Genomic DNA, 26,204 nt, shown 5'->3' with positions numbered 1-26,204 from the left:
TGTGGCCTTTGGGATTGAGTGTAGAATTTCTATAGTCGTATGTCGGATTTGAGTGATTCGCGGGCTTCAGGCCTTCTCACTGAAAACTTGGCCAGGAAATTTTGGAAAGAGTACTTATGACCGAAACATCGTCAAGCGAAGTCGGCGCCAACACTGAATACGGAGCCGATTCGATCAAGGTCCTCAAGGGTCTTGATGCTGTGCGCAAACGGCCCGGCATGTATATCGGCGATACCGATGACGGCTCCGGTCTGCATCACATGGTCTACGAGGTGGTTGACAACGCCATCGACGAGGCGCTTGCGGGTCATGCCGATCTGGTGACGGTGACGCTGAACGCCGATGGTTCGGTGACGGTAACGGACAACGGACGCGGCATTCCGACTGATATCCATTCTTCCGAAGGCGTTTCCGCCGCGGAAGTCATCATGACCCAGCTTCATGCGGGCGGAAAATTCGACCAGAACTCCTACAAGGTTTCCGGCGGTCTGCATGGCGTGGGCGTTTCGGTCGTAAATGCGCTTTCGGTTTGGCTGAAGCTCAGAATCCGCCGCAATGGCAAGCTGCACGAAATCGGCTTCACCCATGGGGTTGCCGATGCTCCGCTCTCGGTCATTGGCGAATATGAGGGCCGCTCCGGCACGGAAGTGACCTTCCTGGCGAGCCCCGACACCTTCACCATGACGGATTATGATTTTGGTACGCTGGAGCATCGCCTGCGCGAACTGGCGTTTTTGAATTCCGGTGTTCGTATCGTGCTCACCGACAAGCGTCATTCTGATATCAAGCAGGAAGAGTTGCTCTACGATGGCGGTCTTGAAGCCTTCGTGCGTTATCTCGACCGGGCCAAGAAACCGCTGGTGGACAAGCCGGTGGCCATTCATGGCGAAAAGGACGGCATCACGGTTGAGGTCGCGCTCTGGTGGAACGACAGCTACCATGAAAATGTGCTCTGCTTCACCAACAACATTCCGCAGCGCGACGGCGGCACCCATATGGCCGGCTTCCGCGCGGCGCTCACGCGTCAGATGACATCCTATGCCGAGACTTCCGGCATCATGAAAAGGGAAAAGGTCAGCTTGCAGGGTGAGGACTGCCGCGAAGGACTGACGGCAATTCTTTCCGTCAAGGTTCCTGACCCCAAGTTTTCTTCGCAGACGAAGGACAAGCTCGTTTCGTCTGAAGTGCGCCCTGTCGTGGAAAGTCTCGTCAATGAGGCCCTGTCTACTTGGCTCGAGGAACATCCGTCCGACGCCAAGATCCTTGTCGGCAAGGTGGTGGAAGCGGCCATTGCCCGTGAAGCCGCCCGCAAGGCGCGCGAACTGACGCGCCGCAAGGGTGCGCTCGATATCGCCTCTCTGCCCGGCAAGCTCGCCGATTGTTCCGAACGCGATCCGGCGAAATCCGAACTCTTCCTCGTCGAGGGTGACTCCGCAGGCGGTTCGGCCAAGCAGGGCCGCTCGCGCGAAACGCAGGCCATCCTGCCGCTACGCGGTAAGATCCTGAACGTTGAGCGCGCCCGTTTCGACAAGATGCTGTCCAGCCAGGAAATCGGCACGCTGATCACCGCGCTCGGCACGTCGATCGGCAAGGACGAATTCAACGCAGACAAGCTGCGCTACCACAAGATCATCATCATGACGGATGCTGACGTCGACGGCGCCCACATTCGTACCCTGCTGTTGACCTTCTTCTTCCGCCAGATGCCGGAACTGATCGAGCGTGGCCATCTCTATATCGCCCAGCCGCCGCTTTATAAGGTGACGCGCGGCAAATCCGTGCAGTACCTCAAGGATGAGAAGGCGCTGGAAGAATATCTGATCTCGATGGGCATCGAGGATACGTCGCTGACGCTCGGCTCTGGCGAAGTACGCATAGGCGCTGACCTTCGTGAGGTCATTCTCGATGCGGTGCGCATGCGCACGCTGATCGACGGTCTGCATTCCCGCTACAGCCGCTCCATCGTGGAACAGGCCGCCATTGCGGGTGCCCTGAACCCCGAGCTTTCGGCCGATGCTGCCCGTGCCCAGGAAACCGTTGCCGAAGTGGCCCGGCGTCTGGACATGATCGCGGAAGAAACCGAACGCGGCTGGTCCGGCCTGGTGCTGGAAGATGGCGGCTTGCGCTTCGAGCGCATGGTACGCGGTGTCAAGGAAATCTCGACGCTCGATATGGGCCTGATCGGTTCGGTCGATGCCCGTCATATCGATCAGCTGGCGGCCCGCACGCGCGATATTTACGTCACTCCGCCGGTTCTGCAACGCAAGGACGGCACTATGGAACTGGCCGGACCGCGTGCGCTTCTGGATGCTATTTTCGCCGCCGGCCGCAAGGGTCTTTCCATGCAGCGTTACAAGGGTCTCGGTGAAATGAACGCCGAGCAGCTGTGGGAAACCACACTCGACGCCAATGTACGTTCGCTGCTGCAGGTCAAGGTCAACGATGCGACGGATGCCGATGGTCTGTTTTCGCGCCTGATGGGCGATGAGGTGGAACCGCGCCGCGACTTCATTCAGGAAAATGCGCTCAGCGTTGCCAATCTCGACATTTAATCCTGTGGGACGTCTCGCGTGACGATTCACGTGAAACGAAACTTTAACGAAAGGCCCGGCGGTCAATTTCCGCCGGGCCTTTTGTCATCTGTGTTGTCGGATATCAATCGGCCTTGCCGGTGAACCGCCCCTTGAAAGCTACGTCCGAAAGGGGGAGGCGCTTGCTGGGCACTTCCCGTTCTGCCAGATCGTCAGGAAGAACAGCCTTGTCGGTCAATGTGCCGATGGCAACTGCGGCCTCCACCTTATATCCATCCGGAACATCAAGCTTTTCCACGATCTGGTCTTTAAATATGCCTGCCATGCCATGGGCGTGGTAACCGAGTAGATGCGCCTGCATGGCAAGTGAAAACCATGCCGCACCGGCATCGAAGGAATGGGTCGCTGAAGGCTTTTTCTCACCCTCTCGTGAAATATTGTGGTCGCGGGAAAGGACGAAGAGTAGCACTGAGGCATTTTTTGCCCAGCGCTGGTTTCCTTCCATCAGCAGTTCCACGAAGAGCGGCCAATCCTCGCTATCCTTGTGCGCGTAGACAAACCGCCACGGCTGCTGGTTGGATGCCGATGGCGCCCAATGCGCGGCATCGAGAATGGTCAGCAGATGCTCGTTTGGCATCGCATCTCCATCGAATGCGCGAGGAGACCAGCGATCGAGGAAGAGTGGATCGACGGGATATTCGGATTGCCGGGAATTGCTGTTTGTCACGGGCGTGTCCTTTTGATTGTCGGGAGGGAAAAGGTATTTTTCGAAAGTCGAAGCAGTCAAGGGGTGACAAGTATGAATGTATCGTTCATATATGCATCACCTTGTCTGACAACCGGGAGAGAGTTCCATGAAATTGATGCGCGTTGGCCAGCCTGGCCAGGAAAAACCTGCGATCCTCGACGCGGAAGGAAAAGTCCGCGATCTGTCTGCTCATGTCAAAGACATCGGCGGTGAAGCCATTTCTCCGGAAGGCCTGAAGAAGATTGCCGCCATCGACCTCGGCACTCTTCCCGTGATCTCCGAAGAGCGCATTGGCGCTTGCGTTGCCGGAACCGGAAAATTCATCTGCATCGGCCTCAATTTCTCTGACCACGCCGCTGAAACCGGTGCGACCGTACCGCCGGAACCGGTCATTTTCATGAAGGCGACCTCGGCAATCGTCGGTCCGAACGATAACGTTGTCATTCCGCGCGGTTCTGAGAAGACCGACTGGGAAGTCGAACTCGGCGTCGTCATCGGCAAGACCGCGAAATATGTATCTGAGGCCGATGCTCTCGACTACGTAGCCGGTTATTGCGTTTCGCACGATGTTTCTGAGCGCGCGTTCCAGACTGAGCGTGCCGGACAGTGGACCAAGGGTAAATCCTGCGACACCTTCGGTCCGATCGGCCCTTGGCTGGTCACAAAGGACGAAATCACCGATCCGCAGAACCTCGGAATGTGGCTGAAGGTCAACGGCCAGACAATGCAGGACGGCTCCAGCAAGACCATGGTTTACGGCGTCGCGCATGTCGTTTCCTATCTCAGCCAGTTCATGTCTCTGCATCCCGGCGACGTCATTTCCACCGGCACGCCTCCGGGCGTCGGCATGGGCCAGAAGCCCCCGCGTTACCTCAAGACCGGCGATGTCGTTGAACTCGGCATTGAAGGCCTCGGTTCCCAGAAACAGACCTTCGTTGCCGACATCTGATTATCGACAAACGTTCAACTGAAATTGAGGCGCCGGAGGGAAACCACCGGCGCCTTCGATTTTGTGCAGTTGCGAAAAGCTGCTATGGTCAAAAAAAGAGCTTGATCCGCGAGGAGGCGTAATCAGTGTTCTACCACCTCTATGAAATGAACCATGCGGCGATGGCGCCACTGCGCGCCGGTGCCGATATGATGCGCCAGGCATGCAGCAATCCTTTGAACCCGCTTTCCAGCACCGCCTTCGGGCGAAGCCTCGATGCAGGCTTTGAGGTATTCGAGCGGCTGACGCGCCGTTACATCAAGCCGGAGTTCGGTTTGGCGACTACCACCGTCGATGACCGGACCGTTGCCGTCACTGAAGAGATCATCTGGTCGCGTCCCTTCTGCAATCTCGTTCATTTCAAAAAAGAACTCGATGCGGCCCGCAAACCAGATCCGAAGGTGCTGCTGGTGGCGCCCATGTCAGGCCACTACGCCACATTGCTGCGGGGAACGGTCGAGGCGCTACTGCCATCGGCGGATATCTATATCACCGATTGGATCGATGCCCGCATGGTGCCAGTCACCGAAGGGACATTCGATCTCGACGATTACATCAGCTACGTCATCGATATGCTGCGCGAGATCGGGCCCGGCGCCCATGTGGTCGCCGTTTGTCAGCCTTCGGTTCCGGTTCTGGCCGCAGTGTCCCTGATGGAAGCCGATGGTGACGGTTTCGCGCCTGCATCCATGACGCTGATGGGCGGTCCGATCGATACGCGCATCAATCCCACAGCTGTCAACGGTCTGGCCACGGCCAAGCCAATCGAATGGTTCCGCGACAATGTCGTCATGCAGGTACCGTGGCCGCAGCCGGCTTTTGGCCGGAATGTCTATCCCGGCTTCCTGCAATTATCCGGCTTCATGTCCATGAACCTCGACAAGCACATGACGGCACACAAGGATTTCTACCTGAACCTCGTCAAGAACGACGGCGATTCCGCTGAGAAGCATCGCGATTTTTACGATGAATATCTGGCCGTGATGGATTTGACGGCGGAGTTCTACCTACAGACGGTGGAAACCGTCTTCATCGAACACGCGCTTCCCAAGGGAAACATGCAGCATAGGGGCAGGGCGGTCGATCCCGCTGCCATTCGTAACGTCGCGCTGTTCACCGTGGAAGGCGAAAACGACGATATTTCCGGTGTGGGCCAGACTAAAGCCGCACACGATCTTTGCCGGAACATCCCCGATGAAAAGCGTGCGCACTACATGCAGCCCGACGTCGGTCACTACGGCGTTTTCAACGGGTCGCGTTTCCGCAAGGAGATTGTGCCGCGCATGGTGGAATTCATCCGCAAGAACCAGACTGTCTAGCGCTGGAAGCCAGGCGATGCCGCGCATTTGCGTGGCCAAGCCGGTGTCGAATCGGCTATGAACAGTCCATGTTTTCGTTCCTCAGAAAATCCGTGAAGTCGCCGGCGCCGAAAAAGGTAGCGCCCAGCCAGCGCACCGTCGAGGTGGCTGGCCGTCATGTGCCCATTACGGTGAAGGAAAACCCGCGCGCCACGCGCATCACCTTGCGCATCGAACCCGGCGGCCGGGCTCTGAAGCTGACGATCCCGATGGGGCTTCACCATGGCCAGGTGGATGATTTTCTCGAAAGGCATCAGGGCTGGATTGAAGGCAAGCTTTCGAAAATCAGCCCAGATGACGGTTTGCGTCATGGTGCGTCGGTTGATATTCGCGGCGTATCCCATCGCATCCATCACACTGGCAGCCTGCGTGGCCTGACTCATATCTCCAAAGACGAGGACGGCACGACGGTATTGAAAGTCAGCGGAGCGCCCGAACACCTGCGCAGACGGGTGGCCATTTTTTTGAAAAAGGAAGCGAAGGCTGATCTGGAGAGGCTTGTTGCGGTTCACGCGAGCGCGGCCGGAAAGCCCGTGCGATCCATCAGCATGAAGGACACCCGCAGCCGCTGGGGTTCGTGTTCCCATGATGGAAATCTGAGTTTCTCGTGGCGTATCGTCATGGCTCCGGAAAAGGTCATCGATTATCTCGCAGCCCACGAGGTCGCGCATCTGCGGGAAATGAACCACGGCCCGAAATTCTGGGCTCTGTGCGAAAAACTCTGCCCGCATACGCAGGAAGCCAAGGAATGGCTGAAACGTCACGGCTCTAAACTCCACGCCATCGATTTTGATTGAAAGTGGAGGCGTGCATCGCCATCTGGATTCACGTGAAACATTCCATGGAAAACGGGTGCGATTTGGCTCGACTCTTGTCGCATTTCGTGTCAGGTCGCGGGTATGAAACCGGATATCAAGATTTGCGGATTGAAGACACCGGAAGCGCTGGAGCGTGCCGTCAGGCGCGGCGCCTCCCATGTCGGCTTTATTTTCTTTGAAAAGAGCCCCCGCAACATCGAGCCCGATATCGCCGGCAGGCTGGCGGAAGCCGCCCGTGGCGCCGCAAAGGTTGTCGCCGTTACCGTCAATGCCGACAATGATGATCTGGACGAGATCGTCGATCTGCTGAGACCGGATATTCTGCAATTGCACGGCAGTGAAAGCCCGGAGAGGGTGCTGAACATCAAAGCACTCTACGGACTTCCGGTAATGAAGGCGCTTTCCGTTCGCGACGCCGCTGATCTTGCCAAGATTGATCCCTATATAGGTATAGCCGACCGTTTCCTGCTGGATGCCAAGGCGCCTGCGGGTTCCGATTTGCCGGGCGGCAACGGAGTAACCTTCGACTGGACCATCCTGCGCTCTCTTGACGGAAGTATCGATTACATGCTTTCCGGGGGATTGAACAAGGACAATGTCGCGGAGGCTCTGGCCGAAACCGGAGCTGGCGGACTGGATTTGTCGTCCGGTGTGGAGAGCGCGCCGGGCGTCAAGGATCTTGCGATGATTGATGCATTCTTCGATGTGGTGAATGATTGGTCGAAAGGCCCAAAGGGAGCTTGAAGTGAACGACGCGCCAACACCCAATTCTTTCCGCGCCGGTCCCGATGAGGACGGCCGTTTTGGCATTTACGGAGGCCGCTTCGTTGCCGAAACGCTGATGCCGCTTATTCTGGATTTGCAGGCGGAGTGGGAGAAGGCAAAGACCGATCCCGAATTTCAGGCAGAACTCAAATATCTCGGCGCTCATTACACTGGCCGCCCGAGCCCGCTTTATTTCGCGGAACGCCTGACGGCCGAACTGGGCGGCGCCAAGATCTATTTCAAGCGCGAAGAGCTGAATCACACCGGCTCGCACAAGATCAACAATTGCCTTGGCCAGATCCTGCTTGCCAAGCGTATGGGCAAGACCCGTATCATTGCCGAAACCGGTGCCGGCCAGCACGGTGTTGCCTCGGCGACCGTCGCCGCACGCTTCGGCCTGCCCTGCGTCGTTTATATGGGCGCGACGGATGTTGCCCGTCAGGCGCCGAATGTTTTCCGCATGAAGCTTCTGGGCGCTGAGGTAAAGCCGGTAACGGCCGGCCACGGCACTCTGAAAGATGCCATGAACGAGGCGCTGCGCGACTGGGTCACCAATGTCGATGACACCTATTACCTGATCGGCACGGCTGCCGGCCCGCATCCCTATCCGGAAATGGTTCGCGATTTCCAGGCCGTCATCGGTGAGGAAGCAAAGGCACAGATGCTGGAGGCGGAGGGCCGTCTTCCGGATATGGTCATTGCGGCTGTTGGCGGTGGCTCGAATGCCATCGGCATCTTCCATCCTTTCCTTGATGACAAGAGTGTCCGTATCGTCGGCGTCGAGGCTGGCGGCAGGGGTCTTTCGGGCGAGGAGCATTGCGCTTCGATCACGGCCGGTTCGCCGGGGGTTCTGCACGGAAACCGCACCTACCTTCTTCAGGATGCGGATGGCCAGATCAAGGAAGGCCATTCCATCTCCGCAGGTCTCGATTATCCCGGCATCGGCCCCGAGCATTCCTGGCTGAACGATATCGGCCGCGTGGAATATGTACCGATCATGGACCACGAGGCGCTGGACGCCTTCCAGATGCTGACGCGCCTCGAAGGCATCATTCCCGCTCTGGAGCCAAGTCACGCGCTGGCGGAAGTCATCAAGCGCGCACCGAAGATGGGCAAGGATGAGATCATCCTGATGAATCTCTCGGGTCGTGGGGACAAGGATGTCCACACCGTCAGCAAGTTCCTCGGAATGGAAATGTAAGACCATGACTGCACGTATGGACAAGCGCTTTGCCGATCTGCGCGCTGAAAACCGCCCGGCTCTGATTACCTATTTCATGGGCGGCGACCCGGATTTCGAAACCTCGCTCGGCATTATGAAGGCACTGCCGGAAGCAGGCGCCGACGTTATCGAGCTCGGCATGCCGTTTTCCGACCCGATGGCGGATGGCCCGGCGATCCAGCTGGCAGGACAGCGCGCGCTGAAAGGCGGCCAGACGCTGAAAACCACGCTCGATCTCGCCCGCGAGTTCCGCAAGGAAGACGACGCGACCCCGATCGTGATGATGGGATATTACAATCCGATCTACATCTACGGCGTCGACAAATTTCTTGACGATGCGTTGGCGGCTGGCGTCGATGGTCTGATCGTGGTCGATCTGCCGCCTGAAATGGATGATGAGCTCTGCGTGCCCGCCTTGGCGCGCGGCGTGAATTTCATCCGTCTCGCCACGCCGACGACGGATGGCAAGCGCTTGCCGACCGTTCTTAAAAATACCTCAGGTTTCGTTTATTACGTATCGATGAACGGCATTACCGGTTCCGCGCTGCCCGATCCCTCGTTGATCTCTGGCGCGGTCGGTCGTATCAAGGCGCATACGGAACTGCCGGTTTGCGTCGGTTTTGGTGTCAAGACGGCCGATCATGCCAAAGCGATCGGTGCCGTGGCGGATGGCGTGGTCGTCGGTTCGGCCATCGTCAACCAGATTGCCGGCAGTCTGACGAAGGACGGGCAGGCAACCGCCGATACCGTGCCATCCGTCACGACGCTGGTAAAAGGACTTTCAACGGGCGTGCGTGCGTCGCGCCTTGCCGCTGCGGAATAAGCGCGCGGCCCAGTCAGGAGTAGTCAGTTGAACTGGATCACCAATTACGTACGGCCCCGGATCAATTCCATGCTTGGCCGCCGCCCGGAGGTTCCTGAGAACCTGTGGATCAAGTGCCCGGAAACGGGCGAGATGGTCTTCCACAAGGATCTGGAAGATAACAAGTGGGTCATTCCCGCTTCCGGTTACCACATGAAGATGCCGGCAAAGGCGCGTCTCGTCGATCTTTTCGATGGTGGCGTCTATGAGGCCTTGCCGCAGCCGAAGGTAGCGCAGGATCCGCTGAAGTTCCGCGATTCCAAGAAATACACCGACCGTCTGCGCGACAGCCGCACGAAGACCGAGCAGGAAGATACTATCCTTGCCGGCGTTGGTCTCCTGAAAGGCCTGAAGATCGTTGCCGTTGTGCATGAATTCCAGTTCATGGGCGGTTCCCTCGGCATCGCGGCCGGCGAAGCCATCGTCAAGGCGTTCGAGCGCGCCATTTCCGAGCGTTGCCCGCTGGTCATGTTCCCGGCCTCCGGTGGCGCCCGTATGCAGGAAGGCATTCTGTCACTGATGCAGCTGCCGCGCACCACGGTTGCTGTCAACATGCTGAAAGAAGCAGGCATGCCCTACATCGTGGTTCTGACGAACCCGACGACGGGTGGTGTCACTGCTTCCTACGCCATGCTGGGCGACGTGCATATCGCCGAGCCGGGCGCCGAAATCTGCTTTGCGGGCAAGCGCGTGATCGAACAGACCATTCGCGAAAAGCTGCCTGAGGGCTTCCAGACATCGGAATACCTGCTGGAGCACGGCATGGTGGATATGGTGATCGATCGCCGCGAAATTCCCGATACGCTGGCAAGCCTTCTCAAGATCATGACGAAGGCTCCGGCAGAAGCAAACGCGGTCATTCCGCTTGCGGCTTCGGCCTGACGGAAAAATATGTCGCCCGGAGGCGGGAAGCGCCTTCGGGATGACGTTATACGTTGCATGATTTCATCTCGGGTGCGGCGGACAAATGGCCAAGACAACGCCTGAAAGGCGAACAGAAGATATGACGAAGCCCGCAATCGGCGAGGCCGAACAGATCATCGAAAAGCTGATGCAGCTTCACCCCAAGGGTTTTGATCTTTCACTGGACAGAATTTCCCGTCTTCTGGAAAAACTAGGCAACCCTCAGAAAAGGTTGCCGCCGGTTATTCATGTCGCAGGCACCAACGGCAAGGGTTCGGTTACGGCCTTTTGCCGCGCATTACTGGAGGCGGCAGGACTTTCCGTGCACGTTCACACCTCTCCGCATCTCGTGAACTGGCATGAACGTTATCGCATCGGCGTTTCCGGCGAAAAAGGCCGTTATGTCGATGATGCCGTATTTGCGGATGCGCTGCGCCGCATCGAAGCTGCCAACGGCGGCCAGATGATAACGGTTTTCGAAATTCTGACCGCCGCGATGTTTCTGCTCTTCGCGGAGCATCCGGCAGATGCTGCCGTGGTCGAGGTTGGGCTCGGTGGGCGCTTCGATGCGACCAATGTGATCAACAACCCGGCCGTTTCCGTTATCATGCCGATATCGCTCGATCATCAGGCCTATCTCGGCGACCGGGTGGAACTGATTGCCGCTGAAAAGGCCGGCATCATGAAGTCGGGTTCCCCTGTCGTCATTGGTCATCAGCAGTATGATGCGGCGCTGGATACCCTCGTTTCCACGGCTGAGCGTCTTGGTTGCCCGGCATCAGTCTATGGGCAGGATTTTTCCGCCCATGAAGAATTCGGCCGTATGGTCTACCAGGATGAATTCGGCCTGACCGATGCCCCGCTGCCACGTCTTCCCGGTCGCCACCAACTTGCCAATGCCGCTGCCGCGATCCGGGCCGTCAAGGCTGCTGGTTTTGAGGTGACGGAGCGGATGATCGAAAAGGCCGTGACAACAGTGGAATGGCCCGGCCGTCTTCAGCGTGTCCTAACCGGAAAAATTGCTGAAATCGCTCCGAAGGATGCGGAAATCTGGATCGATGGTGGTCACAACCCGGGCGCGGGCGAAGTCATTGCTGAGGCAATGGCGGGGTTTGAAGAAAAGACACCGCGCCCGCTCTTCATCATTGCCGGCATGATCAACACCAAGGATCCGGTGGGCTATTTCAAGGCTTTCGCCGATATCGCGGAGTATGTCTTCACGGTTCCAATCGGCGGCACTGATGCCGCAATCGATCCCGTCGTGCTTGCCCATGCGGCCTTTGATGCCGGTCTGGTTGCGGCGCCTACATCTTCGCTGACCGAGGCGCTGGACGAGCTATCGCGTCGCTTCGATCCCGAAGGGCCGCCGCCGCGCATCCTGATCGGCGGCTCGCTTTATCTTGCCGGAAACGCGCTTGCATTGAACGGTACGGTTCCCGAATAAAAAAACCCGGCATCGCTGCCGGGCTTTTCTTTATTCCATGGAAAGTCGCTTACGCGGCGCCGGAAATCCAGGCCGAAAGCGCTGTCTTGGGCGCAGCGCCGACCTTGATATCAGCCACTTCGCCGCTCTTGAAGATGGCAAGAGTCGGGATGGAGCGAACGCCGAACTGGGCAGCCAGTTCCGGGTTTTCGTCGATGTTGAGCTTCGCGACCTTGACCTTGCCGGCAAGCTCGGACGAAATTTCTTCAAGGCTCGGCGCGATCATTTTGCACGGGCCGCACCATTCGGCCCAGAAATCCACCACGACTGGTTCGGAGGATTCGAGGACTTCGGACTGGAAGTTGGCGGCGTCGACTTTTACGGTAGCCATATCTGGCTCTCCTTTCAGTGAATCTTTTCCACTATCGATGTGATGCGGGCGCGTCGAAATTTCAATGCCCCGGTATCTCACTTTGTCTTTATTGCGGCAAGTGCTTGCATCATGGCATCGTCACCAACCGTCATAAAAGCGGCATTTTCCGTATAAATCAGCGCGCAGACAAATTTCTTGCCGGGATAAAGCGGTGACAGAATTTCGCGATAGATGGCAAGCTGTGCCGTGTGGGAGAAGGGTATCTCGTGCGCGTCGCGCGGCGGTACGCGGTTCGTCTTGTAATCGACCAGAATGACGCGGTCGCCATCCACTGCCAGCCGGTCGATACGGCCGGAAACCGCATAATGCTGCCTGCCGATCGTCATGGTCCCCATAATGGAAATTTCTGCGCGGCTATTGGGCGAAAATGCCGGCTGCACCGCTGGTTCTGACATGACCCGCAAAACCGCCCGTATCAGATGTTCGCGCTCGGCAGACGGCCAGAACCGTGCGGCACGTTCGGCATAACGGCGGGCTGCCTCTTCCCGCTCACTCTCGGCAAAATCCGGCAGGGCCTGCAGCATGCGATGCACTAACCGACCGCGTTGCAATGCCAGCGAGGAGACATCGGCTTTTTCGCCGAAAAGCGGCGAACGCACGGCAAGATCGTCCGCACCGTCATCAATGATGGTGCCCGCACCGGAAGGGCTGAGTGGCCTCGGCAATGATGGCAGGGCGGGCAAGGGGGTAAGAAGCCCCGCCGGGAGAGCATATTCTTCTTGCGTCTGTGGTTCAGGCAGCCTTTTCGGAGCGGGGGTCGAACGAGCATCGGACTTGCGCCAGACAAGCCCCTGCCACTCTTCACCATCGGCCATAAACTGTTGCGGCTGGCAGTGCTTTTCATTGTCGGCGAGTGCTGCCTTGACGATAGCGTGCCAGCATTCGGGATTTTCCTTCTGGCCGCGATAACCGCAAACGACCAGATGATCGGCAGCGCGTGTCATCGCGACATAAAGCAGCCGGCGATATTCGTCTTCCGCGGCCGTCTTCAGGCGTTCCTCATCGGCGCGAATGAGATGATTGGAAAAACCGCTGCCAGGCAGCCAGACGGGGAAGGCATCCCCGTCTGCTTCAACGAAGCGCAGTTTCGGGACATGACTGTGGTTGAAGGCTTTCGAACCGCCATCGACCACAAAAACAACCGGCGCTTCTAGACCCTTGGAGGCGTGCACGGTCATGATCCGCACTTCACCGCGATCCTTGTCCTGTTCACGTTTCACCTCCGGCGAATCCGTTTCCAGGACGGATAGGAAGGCTTGCAGGCCGGGCAAGCCGGTCCTTTCATGGTCAAGCGCAAAGGACAGGAACTCGTCCAGAACATCGCTCGCCTCGTTGCCGAGACGACCCAGGAACTTTTTGCGCCCGTCATGCAGGGTCAGAACCGCAGCGAAGAAATCATGCACCGTTGCCGTTTTCGAAAGCGCGATGAAGTTCTTGAGCTTGTTGGCGACTGCGAAGAAGCGGCCGTTCTCGTCTTGCGAAAGCGTCTGCAATCTTTGCCACACGCTCTCCGTATCGGATCGCGTGGCAGCGACATCAAAAACATCGTCTTCGGAGAGATTGAAAAGCGGGCTTTTCAACAGCGCGGCCAGAGAAAGGTCATCCTCAGGCAGCACGACAAAACGGCCAAGCGCCAGAAGGTCCTGCACGGCGATGTGATCGGTCAGGCGAAGACGGTCGGCACCGGCGACGGGAATGTTCTTGCGCCGTTTCAGCTCACGGGTCAGCGCATTGACGAAAGCATGGCGTTTTCTGACCAACACAAGAATATCGCCGGGCTCAATAGCGCGTTCCACGCCCTTTTCGATGATTGTCTGGTTGCCGATCATGCCGGCAATGCGCGCGGCGATCCGGCGGGCAACGATGGTGGCCGGCGCGCTTTCCCGAAGTGCATCGAAAGGCGCCGTCCAGTCTTCTTCGTCCTCTGCGGTTTCCGGCGCCACCATATCCCAGACTTCCACGGTGCCGGGGTGGCCGGCGCGGTTGGAGCGGTGTTCGACTGGCTCGTTATCGGCGCTGAGGCCGCTGGCATTTTTAGGGTCCGAAAAGACCTGATCGACGGCGGCCAGCACATCTTCCGTGGAACGGAAGGACAGCGGCAGGCGGATGCGGTGAAATGCCTGCTCCACCGAATCGACACGCCTTTTGGTCTCGTCGCGCTCCTGCGAAAACCGCTCCGGTCGTGCGCCCTGGAACGAATAGATCGATTGCTTTTCATCACCGACGGCAAAAAGCGTGCGCCGCCCCATGCGGGCGCTCTCGCCGCTGAAGAAGTCCGCCGCCAGCGACTGGATGATCGACCATTGCACAGGGCTGGTATCCTGCGCCTCATCGACGAGAATATGGTCGATACCCTGATCTAGCTTGTAATGCACCCAGGCGCCCGCCGTATCGCGGTTGAGGAGATTGGCGGCACGCTCGATCAGATCCTCAAAATCGAGCTGGCTTCGCTGCTTTTTCAGATCCTCGAAATCGCCGATCAGTCTCTCAGCCAGAACAAGCGCGCATTTCGTCGCCTCCAGCATTCGCACCAGACGATAGCGGTTGCGACAGGCCACGACATGGTCCCGCGCAAGCGTCAGCGCGTCGACGAGATCGGGTGAGGATTTCTGCATGCCCTTGTTGATGACATAGGCATCGGATTTTTTCTCGCCCTTGGCTGTCAACAGCGCAGCTTCGATGAATTCCATGCGCCGCACGGAATCCGTCTGCCGTTTCGCTTCCCGCAGGGCATAAGCGACATCTATGACGCGCGATCCGCCCACTTCATCGGCAAGCGTCAGATAGGTATCGAGGGAAAGCCCCGAGAGACCGGGCAAGGGCCAGAATGCCGCCGCTGCCGTTTCTTCGGTTTCACCCGCGTCTATCTGCATTGCCTGCCGCAATTGGGCATCGATGCCATCAGCCTGTTTTGCATCGATCAAAAAGGCACGAAGGGCGCTGCGATTGGCGATGATGGCGGTGAGTAGCGATTCGAGCCCGCTTTCGTCCGCCAAATCAAGCACATAGGCGAGAGACTGCGCGAGATCGGTGTCTCCTTCCGTCGAAACCGCCGTTAAAAGCGACCGACGTGCCTCGGCCAGCAGGGTTGTTGCGGCGCGGTCATCAAGGACGGAGAAGTGGCCGGCGACATTGGCCTCCAGCGGGAACTGATGCAACAAGGCTTCGCAGAAGGCGTGGATCGTCTGGATCTTCAGCCCACCGGGCGTTTCCAGCGCCTTGGCGAACAGCCGCCGCGCTTCGGCCAGCTTGATGCGATCCGGCATCTTTCCTTCGATGGCAGCGACGCGATCCCCAAGATCGTTATCCGGCAACGTAGCCCATTCCGCCAGACGGTCGAAAACGCGGCTCGACATTTCGGACGCCGCTGCCTTGGTATAGGTGAGGCACAGAATTGCGGAGGGTCGGCACCCGGCCAGAAGCAGGCGGATGACGCGCTGGGTCAGCACATGGGTCTTGCCGGAGCCGGCATTGGCCGAAACCCAGGCGGAACTTGCCGGATCGGAGGCGAGCCGCTGCCGGTCGCTCGTCCAGTCTATCCAGCTTTGCGGGGTGTCCGTGGCAGGCCCGTGATCAATAGGGTCAATCATCATCGCCGTCTCCCGGTTCTGCCGTCGACCATTCCGAAACGCGGGCGAGGTGGTCATATTCCCCACCGTAGGATTGTTGCTCCTCCGGCACCAGCCGCGAGGCAAAACCGTTCTCACCATCACGCAGCGAACGCACGAACTTGGCCAGCTGATCGATTGATTCGGTTGCCAGCTCAATTGCCGATTTCGGTGCTTTTTTGCCACCCCGGTTGGAGTGTTCGTTGTTCACCTGGTCGGCAAAAAAACGGGTACCCGGCCGCAGGCGCACATAGATAAGGTTTTCAGGTGTCTGCGCACCCGCCTCGCGGAAGGCGCCCCGCATCAGTGCTGCCGCTTCCAGCGCGAGCTGCGGGTCGAGCAGCGCGCGCGCCTGATTGACTGAAGGCGCAAGCCCCGTTTTGTAGTCGATAATATCCGCCTGACCGCCGGTCTTGATATCTATGCGGTCGGCGATGCCGGTCAGCCTTATGCCTGCCTCGGGAATTTCCTGTCCGGCACGCGCCTCGAAAAAGCTGCGGCGGATGGATGGATGTCGTTCTTTCTCCCAGTCGATGAAGGCGCGTGCCACCGCCTCGAATCGCGGGCGCCAGATGACATCGACATGTGCAGGAAGATCTTCCGCGTCGAAACTTTCATCCAGAATACGCTGCATGGCCTCGAGCGATGCCGGCGTGCCGGGAATATGCCCCTCGCGGGAATAGCGCTCGATGATTGCATGATAGAGCGTGCCACGGTCGGCGGCATTGGGATCGCGGTTGAAGCCATCAAGCGGGTTGAGCTTCAGGATACGCCGCGCGTAGATCGAATAGGGGTCGCGGCGCAGCCTGCCCACTTCGCTGAAGGAATAGCTCTTCGGCTGCAAGTCGGCCGGCGGTTTGGGGGCAGGGCGCTTTGCTGCTTCCTGGTCGATGCTCGCATCCATCAGGGCCGCCCAGTGGCGATAGGTCTCGCCGCGCTTCTTCAGCTGGTCGGCAAAATCCTCGCCGCCGAGTGCCAGCAACCGTTGCAGCCAGCGCGATGCGACTGCGGGTGTCGAGCCCTGTCTGAGCGCGCGGCTGTAGAAAATCTGCCGTGTCCCGTTCGCCATCTCGAAATCGTGCGCCAACTGGCCGATGCGCCGTTCCGGCGGTTCCAGGCCGATGGCTGTCTTCATGTTGCGGGACAGAAACGGGTTGTTTGCCGTCTGGCCCGGCCAAAGCCCTTCATTGAGACCGCCGATCACGACAGTGTCGACGCTTTGCAGTCGTGCCTCAAGGGCACCGAAAATGAAAATGCGCGGATGGCGCATGGATCGCGGCTTGATCGATTCGCCAGCCACCAGTGCCGCGAAGATATCAGCCCATTGCGGACCATCCGCATCAAGGATTTCGCCGCTTTCCATCAATTCGCCAAACAGGCCGGAAAGCTTGTCGCCTGCCTCGCCGGACCAGAGAGTGGCAAGATCGTTGTTGTCATCCGCGCAGATGGCTTCGATCACCCGGCCCGTCCGCTCGGCCCAATCGGAAAGCGGCAATTTGTCCGTGAAAGACCGGCCTGAGCGGTCGCGACGAACGAATGCGCTGCCAAGCGGCTCTGTCGAAACGGCGATCCGGCGTGCCAGATCGCGCGCGGCGTCTACGCTTCCCTCGGGCAGTGCCAGCCTCCAGGCAGGCGGATGCCGGTCATCGCGCTGTGCCGCCAGTTGCGCATCGAGAACCGCCTCCAGATTGCCGATTTCGGTTTCGACGCGGCCGCCTCTAAGTGCGATCAATTCCAGCGCCTTTGATGCTTTTGTAAAAGCCTCCAGCGAAAGCCCGAAACGGCTGAGCGGATGTTTCAGAAGGGAAATGACCGGCACCGGATCTCCGGGCCTGAGGATAGCTTCCAGTGCGAGTTGCGTCAGTCCGGCCTGCGGCGTGGCGGAAAGCGGCGTACCGGCGGAATCGTCGGCTTCGATACCGAAGCGCTGCAATTCCGTCGCCACGCGCCTGGCCAGTCCGCGATCGGGCGTGATCAGCGCGGCCTGAGACGGGCGGCCAGCGCCCGGCGCTTCAAGCGCCAGCCGCAGCGCCACCGCAATTGCGGTTGCCTCTTCGCGCTCGTTGGCAGCTTCTATCAGGGTCGCTGCCGCAAAAGCATCGTCGAAAAATCCGGGTTGCTTGTCCTCACGCCAGCGGTTCCAGTCACTGGTGGATTTGGCAGGAGCAAGTGCTGCCGAAAAAACCGCCGCGCGTTTTTCAAGATCGCTATCGATGACGCCGATCTGAACGACATCGTCTCGCATGATGTCGAGCTTCTGCAACAGCATGTAGAGCCCGTATTGCGAATGGGTGCGGCTTGAAGGATCAGTAGGGTCCTCGGCAATAGCCTCCCATTGCTCCTCCGGCATCGTAAGATCGAGGCCCGGAAGCACGACGACGCCCTGGGGCAGCGAGGCGACAGAGGCGATAAGGTCTGCTGCTGCCGGAATTGAGCCCGTGGAGCCCGCAACGACGATCGGTCCGGTGTCCGGCAGGTTGGCAAGCCGGTTCGCCTCCGCCCTCAGGATGCCGTTGCGATGTCGGCCTGCGGAAGTTCGATTGAGTTCGGCAAGACGGGCAGGCCAGAAGACGCTGGCGATTTTCAGGAAATCCGCCGTCAGCTGCCACCATTGGGCGTGATCGCCGGTATCGAGATGCGCGAGCGCCTCCCATTCCTTTTCTTCCGTATCCATCGCATCGATCACTTCGCCAAGCGCGCGCGCCAGCCATATGGCGTCGGCAGGGCTGGCTGGTGCGACAAGTGGTGAGTCCGAATGGATGGCCCTGATGGCGTCCGGCAGGCTGTTGCGCCATGCCAGAATGAGGCGCGCCAGCTCGATTTGCCGGCCGGTGCCGGAAATCGGGGGCGCCAGATCCATGATCTCAGGATTTTCGATCTCGAAGAAGCCGCTGTCGTCATCGGTTTCGCCGAGCGGCCGGATCAGTGGCAAAATGGCGGAACGACCGCCCAGAAGATCGACAAACTCTGAGCGCAGCACGCGGGCGGAGCGCCGGGTCGGAACATAGATCGTCACCTTGGCAAGCGAAAGCGGATCCGCAGGGTCGTATTTATAGCCGGCTGTCAGTGTCCCGTCACACAGCGTTTCCGCGAGCGTTTTGAGGAACGGTGTTCCCGCAGCGATCGTCAGGACGCGCTTTGCGTGATGGGTGAAAGTCATGCAGAGCGCTTTTCCCTGAATTGCCGGATGATACTTTCGGCATCGTCTATAGCATCGGGAGTGCCGACGGTGATCCAGTGGCCATCCAGTGAAAGTCCGAAAAGTCGTTCTTTCTCGATGGCGCGGTCGAAATAGATATTCAAGTTGAAAGCATCCCCCGGCGCATCATCCAGCAGGTGCGAATCCATGGCAATGGCCCCGGCATAAACCACCGGGTTCGTGTCCCCGTCGCGATACCGCGCCAGTCTACCATCCGAAGAGAGGTTGAAATCCCTCTTGCCGTTATGACCGGTGGTACGGTCCATATCGACGCAGAGCATCGCCATATCCATGCGCGTGGCATCGAAGAATTGCGCAAGCTTGCGCAGGTTGCTGACGGCATTCAGCTGTTCGCCAATCCAGAAAAGATCGGCATTCATGACGAAGACGGGACCTGGCTCCAGAAGTTTCAGGCCCTTGGCAAGCCCGCCACCGGAATTCATCAGCTGCGACCGCTCGTCGGAAATCAGGATTTCGGCGTCGGTACGGGTTTCAAGATGGGCGATCATCTGATCGGCATGGTGATGGACGTTGACGACGATCTTCTCGGCGCCGGCCTCGACAAGGGCGTCGAGCGCGTAGTCGATCATCGGTTTGCCGGCGATCTTGACGAGCGGTTTCGGGATCGTATCCGTGATCGGGCGCATCCGGGTGCCGAGCCCGGCGGCCAGCACCATCGCGTTCTTGATCGTCATTGTGGTCAACCGTCTTTCAGTCTTTAAAATTCCATGCCCATGTGGACGCACCAGTCTTTGAGCGGTGCAAGTTCGGGATGCGAAAGCGCTGCGGAAAGATAGCGAAACGTCCTTGGCATATGTTTCATATAACCGGGTTTGCCATCGCGTTCCAACAGCCTTACCCAGATACCGGCCAGTTTGCAGTTGCGCTGCGCCGACATGATGGCGAAAGCCTTGAGAAAGGACGCCTCATCGAAGGATGGCTCGTCTCGTCTAATGTCGAGATAGTGCGAAAGCAGGCGTTCCTGCAGTTCGGGCGAAATGGTAACCCGCGCATCCTGCACGATGGAGGCGAGATCGTAGGCCGTCGGGCCGATCATCGCGTCTTGAAAATCGATCAGTCCGACTTGCCGGATGTCTGCATTATGCTCTTGCCAGAGAATGTTCGGCGAATGGAAATCGCGCAGAAGTAGCCCGCTTTCGCAGCCACTGAGCGCGTCTATCAGGCCGTCCCAAAGAGCATAATAGTCACGCTTCTCGGTATCGGACAGTGATTTGCCGCGTTTGTGGGGCAAATACCATTCCACCAGCAGCGACACCTCGATCTTCATCGCCGGTCGATCGAAAGGAGGCACTTCGTAGGTGCTGCCGTCACCAACTGGCAGCTTGCGCGGTTCCGGAGCTTTATGAAGGGCGGCGAGGCAGGTGACGCTTTGCAGATAACGTTCCTCTATCGGCGTTCCGTCAGGCGCAAGCACCCCATCCCGCCCGAGATTCTCCAGGAGGAGAATGCCCTGATCGGTATCCGCCGCCAGTATTTCAGGCGCGCAAAAGCCGCTATTTCGCAGATAATTGCCGATCGCCACGAAGGAACGGGCATCCTGGGCAAGATGGGCGATTTCCGCATAGGTCTTGCCGTCAGCAACGATCGCACCTCTCAAAGGGCGTCGCCAGTCCATCACGATAAGGTCCGGACCATCGGTGGAAATGGTCTCATAGGCCCGCGTGGAGGCATCGCCGCTTAGGAAATGGCGGGTCGCATCGCCCTTGCCATTTTTCGCAAGAAAATCGCGAATGGCAAAAACGCGCTCAAGCCGTGCTTTCTGTTTCGCGGGAGCATCGATTACAGCCAGACGCCCGTCACCGGAGTGCTCCAGCCGCAGGCTGATGGTCTGGTTTTGCGGGAGGATTTCGGCGGCGATATCAGGCCACTCGATCAGGCAGATACCGTCTTCCAGCATCTCGTCGATGCCGAGTTCGTCCAGTTCCGAGACGTCAGACAGTCGGTACAGATCAAAATGGGCAACGGGAATACGTGTTGGATAGGTCTGGATGATCGTGAATGTGGGGCTTGGAACTTCAAGATCAGGTGCATCCGCCATCGCCCGGATGAAGGCGCGGGCGAGGGTGGATTTGCCCGCGCCGAGATCTCCGATCAGCGCGAGGCAATCGCCAGCTCCCAAAGCCAGCGCCAGATCTTCGCCTAACCGGATGGTGTCCTTTTCCTCATTGAGGGAAAGGGTGATCGGCAGGATATCGTCACTCATTCTGCGGCGATGGAATGCGGGTGCACGCCCGAAGGAATGCGGCAGGTGACGATGGTGCCGTTGCCGGGCCGGCTGTCGATGCTGACAGTGCCGTGATGCAGGCTGACGAAGCTTTCCACTATAGAAAGGCCAAGGCCAGCGCCGGTCCGCCGTCCGCCGTTGCCGCGCGTCTCGAAGCGGTCAAAGACGGCCTTGAGCATGTCTTCGGGGATACCCGGTCCCTTGTCGGCCACCGAGAACAGGAAGTCACCCTCGCTGCGCTGGCATGAAAGCTGAACGGAAGACCCTTCCGGCGCAAAATTGATTGCATTGGTGAGGAGCTTGATGAGGATCTGCTTCAGGCGCTGGTGATCCGCCACCAGACTACCGAGATGCGCGGGTGCGACGATCTCGAGCGAAATACCGCTTTCCTGTAGCCGGTCGGCAATCTGCACCGAAACGTCATCGAGCAATTCGTTGAGATCGTTTTCCGAATAGTTCAGCTGCATGATGCCAGCATCGACGGTCGCGAGATCGAGGATGTCGTTGACGATGGTCAGAAGAACCGAGGAAGAGGTGGAAATATGGTCGAGATATTCCGCCTGCCGGTCCGTCAATTCTCCAATACCCGGGGTCTTCAGGAGATCGGTGAAGCCAATGATATTGGTCAGCGGCGAGCGCAACTCATAAGAGACGTGCTGCACGAAATCGTTCTTCAGCTCGTCGGCCTTGAGCAGTGCGTCGTTCTTTTCCTTGAGCGCCCGCTCGGCCCGCACGCTGTCAGTCATGTTGACGAATGTCAGCATGGTCTGCGCATCCGGCAGCGGAATAATGGCGTAGTCGAGGACCAGGCCGGAAAGTAGCTCCAACGTTCCCTGTCTCGACGGGCGTTCATCGTCAAAGCTGGTGATGAATTGGCTGAAAGAGCGCCAGCCATCCGGCTTGTCGTAGGATTGCGTGCAGGCGGCCTCCACGGCGCGGATGTGGGTTCCAGTTTCCGCCTGCTCGGCGGTAACGCCCCAGAGGGCCCTGAATGCCGGGTTGGAAAGGCGAATACGTCCGTCCGCACCAAACACTGCAACACCTTCGGCCAGATGGTCGATGGTTTCGCCCTGCACCTTCACCAAGGTGTTGTAACGCATCTGCAGATCGACCTGTTCGGTCAGGTTCTCGAAGACCCATGTCGCGCCACCCTGCGGGTGGGCGGTCGCGATAACCCGCAACGTCTGGCCGTTGGGCAGGTGCCACAGATCGGTCTTGGTATCGAGAGAGCGGTAAACGGAGAGTGCCGTCTCTTTCCAGTTTTTCCAGTTCAGCTGCTCGGGCAATTTGCCCGCGGTGCGCAGCCTGTCGAGAAGCTCGGAATTATCGGGGCCGGATTCCAGGAAAACCAGATCGAATCCCCACAGGCTGGCAAAGGCCTGATTGTAGAATTGCAGCCGCTGCCGGCCGTCGAAAATGGCGACGGGCGTTGCGAGATGATCCAGCGTTTCGGCGTGGCTTTTCAGAACCCGCTTCATTTCCTCGCGGGTGGTTTCCGCTTCGGTGGCATCGATGGCGATGCCTGCAGAACCGCCCGCCGTCTTGATATCGACAACGTCGAAGAAGGTACGGTTTCCTGAAACCACCGTCGAAATGCGATCATGGTAGGGGGAACTCGGCGTGGCGGCCGCACGTATCTTCTGCCGGGTAACGGTGTTCAGAAGTTCGCGTTTCTCCTGAATGGTCTGTTCGGCATCGCGCGCATCCACAGCGTGCGCATAGGCGTGGTTCACCCATATGAGTTCGCCTTCGCCATTGCGCCGCCAGACGGGCTGTTCGATCGAATCGAGAAGTTCCTGAAAGGTGGAGACCGAGGCGATCAGGCGCTCGCGCTCCACCTGCAATTCGGCCAGTTCGGCGCGCAGGTTGTTGAGGGCGACGAAACGCGCGAAGGCATTGCCGCCGGAAACCCGGCCTTGAACTTCAATGACTTCGCCGCGCTGCGTCTCGATGGTCAGATCGAAACTCTGTGCGTGGCTGCGAAGTTTTTCGAGGGATTTTTCAAGCTGGCTCGCGGATGATGGCTTCAGCCAGCGCCCGAAGGCCAGAAAATCGTGATCCGCCTGCGGTGCGCCCGTCTCTACGGGCAGTTGCCCCAGGAATTCGGGGCGCTTGTCCACGCCGTCCCAGATGACGATGCGCCGGCTCTTGTCGGAGATAAGCGCCTCGTATTTCGCGATCTTGTGGTGGGATTCTGCCAGCGCCTTGCGGTATTCACCGCTCTCCGCCTCGATATTACCGCGCTGGCGCACCAGCCAGACGACGGAAAACAGCGTTGCCGAAAGCATGCCGACAAAAAGCGAATAGGTGATGGTTTCTCCGGATGAAAACAGCCGCGCGCCGGTCTTTGCGACAAGACCGTCCTGCGCCAGCGCCACATTTGCAGAGCCGGCGAGAACCGTGCCGGACATCAGGACGGGAAGCCGCGAAAAGCTTGTCCGCACAGCACTGATCGCCAGCCGGCAACGCGCCATGGCCGCGCCCAATGCCACGCCAGCATGCGTGTTTTCAACGCGTTGAACTGTCTGCTCGCGCAGATCCGAATTGTGAACCGTCATCCCCGGTCTGTCTCCGTCCTATGTGCCGCATCTTCGACAAGACATCCCATTTCGTCCCCGCCGCCCTTTGGCGTGTCCGAATCAAGTTCGATGACAATACCGTCTTCATAAATCTGCGGAAAGGGAGCGCGCAAAAAAGATGCCGTGCGCTTTGTCAAGCGCACGGCATCTACATATTGTGTAATTTCAGTGGATATTAACTATGAAATTAATATCTGTAGTGTTCTGCCTTGAACGGACCCTGCTTCGAGATGCCGATATAATCAGCCTGAAGGTCGGAAAGTTCGGTCAGGCGCACGCCAAGCTTCTCGAGATGAAGGCGTGCAACCTTTTCGTCGAGGTGCTTCGGCAGCACGTAGACTTCGTTCTTGTATTCACCCGGCTTGGTGAAAAGCTCGATCTGGCCCAGCACCTGGTTGGTGAACGACGCCGACATGACGAAGGAAGGGTGACCTGTGGCATTGCCAAGGTTCAGCAGGCGGCCTTCGGACAGCAGAATGATGCGGTTGCCCTTCGGGAACTCGATCATGTCGACCTGTGGCTTGATGTTTGTCCACTTGAGGTTACGCAGCGAAGCGACCTGAATTTCATTGTCGAAATGGCCGATATTGCCGACGATGGCCATGTCCTTCATCTCGCGCATGTGCTCGATGCGGATAACGTCCTTGTTGCCGGTGGTGGTGATGAAGATGTCAGCGGAAGACACAACGTCTTCCAGGCGAACGACCTCGAAACCGTCCATGGCGGCCTGAAGCGCGCAGATCGGGTCGATTTCCGTGACCTTCACGCGGGCGCCAGCGCCCTGCAGCGAGGCGGCGGAACCCTTGCCGACATCGCCGTAACCGCAGACCACGGCAACTTTGCCAGCCATCATCACGTCTGTTGCGCGGCGAATGCCGTCTACCAGCGATTCCTTGCAGCCGTATTTGTTGTCGAACTTGGACTTGGTGACGCTGTCGTTGACGTTGATGGCCGGGAAGGGCAGGAGGCCCTTCTTGGCAAGATCGTAGAGACGATGAACGCCTGTCGTCGTTTCTTCCGTCACGCCCTTCAGCGCGTCACGCTGCTTGGTGAACCAGCCGGGGGAAGCCTTGAGGCGCTTGTTGATCTGCGCGAAAAGAATTTCCTCTTCTTCCGAACCGGGGTTGGAAAGAACGTCCTCACCGGCTTCGGCGCGCGCGCCGAGCAGAATGTACATTGTGGCATCGCCGCCATCATCGAGGATCATGTTGGAGAGCCCACCATCGGTCCACTGGAAGATCTTGTCGGTATATTCCCAATATTCCGTCAGGCTCTCACCCTTGACCGCGAAAACAGGAATGCCTGCCGCTGCAATGGCTGCTGCGGCATGGTCCTGCGTCGAGAAGATGTTGCAGGACGCCCAGCGGATGTCCGCGCCCAGTTCCTTCAGCGTCTCGATCAGAACGCCGGTCTGGATCGTCATGTGAAGAGAACCGGTGATACGTGCGCCCTTCAGGGGCTTGCTCTCGCCGAATTCCTTGCGGCAGGACATAAGGCCAGGCATTTCGGTTTCGGCGATGTCCAGTTCCTTGCGGCCGAATGCGGCAAGGTTGATATCGGCGATGATGTAGTCCTTCTCAAGGCTCATGAAGTTCTCCAGATCAGAAATGCCATGCCTATTGGCCCGGCTTTTAAACGTAGCAGGGGTTTAGCAGGCCAAAAACGATCTGGCAATAACGATATAAAGAAGTCTTTATGTCTTTATATGGAGGTGGGGTCAGGCTTCTTCGCCGAAGCGGTCGGCAACAAGTGCCTCAAGTGCGGCGAGCGCCTCTTCCGCCTGGTTGCCGCTCGCCTCGACATAGACACTACATCCCGGGCTGGCCGCCAGCATCATGAGGCCCATGATGGAGGTGCCGCCAACGGTCATTCCGTCCTTCGACACCGTAATCGTCGCGTCGAAACCCTCGACCATCTGCACGAATTTTGCAGATGCCCGGGCGTGGAGACCGCGCTTGTTGATGATCGGCAATTCCCGGGAGTGAGGCGACATGGGGCTGACTTCTTATTTGCCGCTTAAAACGCGGCTGGCGACGTTGATGTATTTGCGACCGGCGTCGGATGCGTCCTGGAGCGCCTTGTCCATGTTGTCTTCGCTGCGAACGCCTGCGAGTTTTATCAGCATGGGAAGATTGACCCCGGCGATGACTTCGACATTGCCGTTGTTCATGACGGAGATGGCGAGATTGGACGGTGTACCACCGAACATATCCGTCAGAATAATGACGCCATTTCCATCATTGACGCGCGTAACGGCGTCGATGATATCCTGCCGGCGCTGATCCATGTCGTCTTCGGGACCGATACAAACCGTCTCGATCAATTTCTGGGGACCGACGACATGCTCCAACGCATGGCGAAACTCCTCAGCCAGCTTGCCATGGGTGACAAGCACTAGTCCGATCATGAAATGCTCCCTTGCACACGCACTCTCATTGCCGACTATCGCAACGCGGCAATCCTGTCCATCGGTGGGATTTCATCTTGATGAGGAAAATGCGAATCGCAAGCCTAAAATCGCC

General features: G+C 58.5%; 19 protein-coding genes. 9 read left to right on the top strand and 10 right to left on the bottom strand.

Going from position 1 to position 26,204, the window contains the following annotated elements:
* Window positions 1-116: 116 nt before the first annotated feature.
* Window positions 117-2,552, top strand: coding sequence for a DNA topoisomerase (ATP-hydrolyzing) subunit B (gene gyrB, locus F617_RS0115545; protein ID WP_013635179.1), 2,436 nt, complete (start codon window positions 117-119; stop codon window positions 2,550-2,552).
* A gap of 103 nt (window positions 2,553-2,655) precedes the next feature.
* Here the strand turns inward: gyrB and F617_RS0115540 are convergent, their stop codons facing one another.
* Window positions 2,656-3,258, bottom strand: a complete 603-nt coding sequence (locus F617_RS0115540) for a nitroreductase family protein (RefSeq protein WP_013635180.1) — start codon at window positions 3,256-3,258, stop codon at window positions 2,656-2,658.
* 127 nt (window positions 3,259-3,385) lie between these two features.
* Here F617_RS0115540 and F617_RS0115535 point away from each other — a divergent pair, with 127 nt between their 5' ends.
* The 8 genes from F617_RS0115535 (at window position 3,386) to F617_RS0115500 (ending at window position 11,639) form a co-directional block, all read left to right on the top strand.
* A complete protein-coding gene (locus F617_RS0115535; protein ID WP_019565943.1) occupies window positions 3,386-4,228 on the top strand; it encodes a fumarylacetoacetate hydrolase family protein in 843 nt (280 codons plus the stop codon).
* Window positions 4,229-4,353: 125 nt separating this feature from the next.
* Window positions 4,354-5,586, top strand: coding sequence for a polyhydroxyalkanoate depolymerase (locus tag F617_RS0115530; RefSeq protein WP_019565942.1), 1,233 nt, complete (start codon window positions 4,354-4,356; stop codon window positions 5,584-5,586).
* 68 nt (window positions 5,587-5,654) lie between these two features.
* Window positions 5,655-6,422 carry a M48 family metallopeptidase gene (locus tag F617_RS0115525; protein WP_019565941.1) on the top strand — a complete coding sequence of 256 codons (768 nt, stop codon included), beginning with the start codon at window positions 5,655-5,657 and terminating at the stop codon, window positions 6,420-6,422.
* Window positions 6,423-6,524: 102 nt separating this feature from the next.
* Window positions 6,525-7,187 carry a phosphoribosylanthranilate isomerase gene (locus F617_RS0115520; RefSeq protein WP_003516340.1) on the top strand — a complete coding sequence of 221 codons (663 nt, stop codon included), beginning with the start codon at window positions 6,525-6,527 and terminating at the stop codon, window positions 7,185-7,187.
* Between the two features lies 1 nt (window position 7,188).
* Complete coding sequence (gene trpB / locus F617_RS0115515; RefSeq protein WP_019565940.1) at window positions 7,189-8,409, top strand: tryptophan synthase subunit beta; 1,221 nt, start codon at window positions 7,189-7,191, stop codon at window positions 8,407-8,409.
* A 4-nt stretch (window positions 8,410-8,413) separates the two neighbouring features.
* Entirely contained in the window at window positions 8,414-9,253 is an 840-nt protein-coding gene (gene trpA, locus F617_RS0115510; protein WP_003516338.1) for a tryptophan synthase subunit alpha, read from the top strand.
* Window positions 9,254-9,280: 27 nt separating this feature from the next.
* The gene (accD, locus tag F617_RS0115505) at window positions 9,281-10,174 is read left to right on the top strand and encodes an acetyl-CoA carboxylase, carboxyltransferase subunit beta (RefSeq protein ID WP_013635186.1); all 894 of its coding nucleotides are present in this window, start codon (window positions 9,281-9,283) and stop codon (window positions 10,172-10,174) included.
* Between the two features lie 85 nt (window positions 10,175-10,259).
* Window positions 10,260-11,639, top strand: a complete 1,380-nt coding sequence (locus F617_RS0115500; protein WP_019565938.1) for a folylpolyglutamate synthase/dihydrofolate synthase family protein — start codon at window positions 10,260-10,262, stop codon at window positions 11,637-11,639.
* A 49-nt stretch (window positions 11,640-11,688) separates the two neighbouring features.
* Here the strand turns inward: F617_RS0115500 and trxA are convergent, their stop codons facing one another.
* The 9 genes from trxA to F617_RS0115450 all read right to left on the bottom strand — a co-directional run bounded on the left by trxA (window position 11,689) and on the right by F617_RS0115450 (window position 26,089).
* The gene (gene trxA, locus F617_RS0115495; RefSeq protein ID WP_003516334.1) at window positions 11,689-12,009 is read right to left on the bottom strand and encodes a thioredoxin; all 321 of its coding nucleotides are present in this window, start codon (window positions 12,007-12,009) and stop codon (window positions 11,689-11,691) included.
* 77 nt (window positions 12,010-12,086) lie between these two features.
* The gene (addA, locus tag F617_RS0115490; protein WP_019565937.1) at window positions 12,087-15,644 is read right to left on the bottom strand and encodes a double-strand break repair helicase AddA; all 3,558 of its coding nucleotides are present in this window, start codon (window positions 15,642-15,644) and stop codon (window positions 12,087-12,089) included.
* Window positions 15,634-18,819: a double-strand break repair protein AddB gene (addB, locus tag F617_RS0115485; RefSeq protein WP_019565936.1), complete on the bottom strand. Its 3,186-nt coding sequence runs from the start codon at window positions 18,817-18,819 to the stop codon at window positions 15,634-15,636. The genes addA and addB overlap by 11 nt, the downstream gene beginning before the upstream one ends.
* A complete protein-coding gene (locus F617_RS0115480; RefSeq protein WP_013635190.1) occupies window positions 18,816-19,553 on the bottom strand; it encodes a nucleotidyltransferase family protein in 738 nt (245 codons plus the stop codon). The genes addB and F617_RS0115480 overlap by 4 nt, the downstream gene beginning before the upstream one ends.
* 23 nt (window positions 19,554-19,576) lie before the next feature.
* A complete protein-coding gene (locus tag F617_RS0115475) occupies window positions 19,577-21,082 on the bottom strand; it encodes a bifunctional tRNA (adenosine(37)-N6)-threonylcarbamoyltransferase complex ATPase subunit type 1 TsaE/phosphotransferase (protein WP_019565935.1) in 1,506 nt (501 codons plus the stop codon).
* On the bottom strand, window positions 21,079-23,661 hold the full coding sequence (locus F617_RS0115470) for a PAS domain-containing sensor histidine kinase (protein ID WP_019565934.1): 2,583 nt from the start codon (window positions 23,659-23,661) through the stop codon (window positions 21,079-21,081). The genes F617_RS0115475 and F617_RS0115470 overlap by 4 nt, the downstream gene beginning before the upstream one ends.
* Before the next feature lie 208 nt (window positions 23,662-23,869).
* A complete protein-coding gene (gene ahcY / locus F617_RS0115460) occupies window positions 23,870-25,270 on the bottom strand; it encodes an adenosylhomocysteinase (protein WP_003516323.1) in 1,401 nt (466 codons plus the stop codon).
* Between the two features lie 129 nt (window positions 25,271-25,399).
* A complete protein-coding gene (locus F617_RS0115455) occupies window positions 25,400-25,675 on the bottom strand; it encodes an HPr family phosphocarrier protein (protein WP_003516321.1) in 276 nt (91 codons plus the stop codon).
* 12 nt (window positions 25,676-25,687) lie between these two features.
* Window positions 25,688-26,089 carry a PTS sugar transporter subunit IIA gene (locus F617_RS0115450; RefSeq protein WP_003516318.1) on the bottom strand — a complete coding sequence of 134 codons (402 nt, stop codon included), beginning with the start codon at window positions 26,087-26,089 and terminating at the stop codon, window positions 25,688-25,690.
* Window positions 26,090-26,204: the final 115 nt, after the last annotated feature.

The organism is Agrobacterium sp. 10MFCol1.1, from assembly GCF_000381165.1.
Classification (GTDB): domain Bacteria; phylum Pseudomonadota; class Alphaproteobacteria; order Rhizobiales; family Rhizobiaceae; genus Agrobacterium; species Agrobacterium tumefaciens.
Note: the sequence above shows the minus strand (reverse complement) of the source record. Positions and strands in the feature narration are given on the sequence as shown.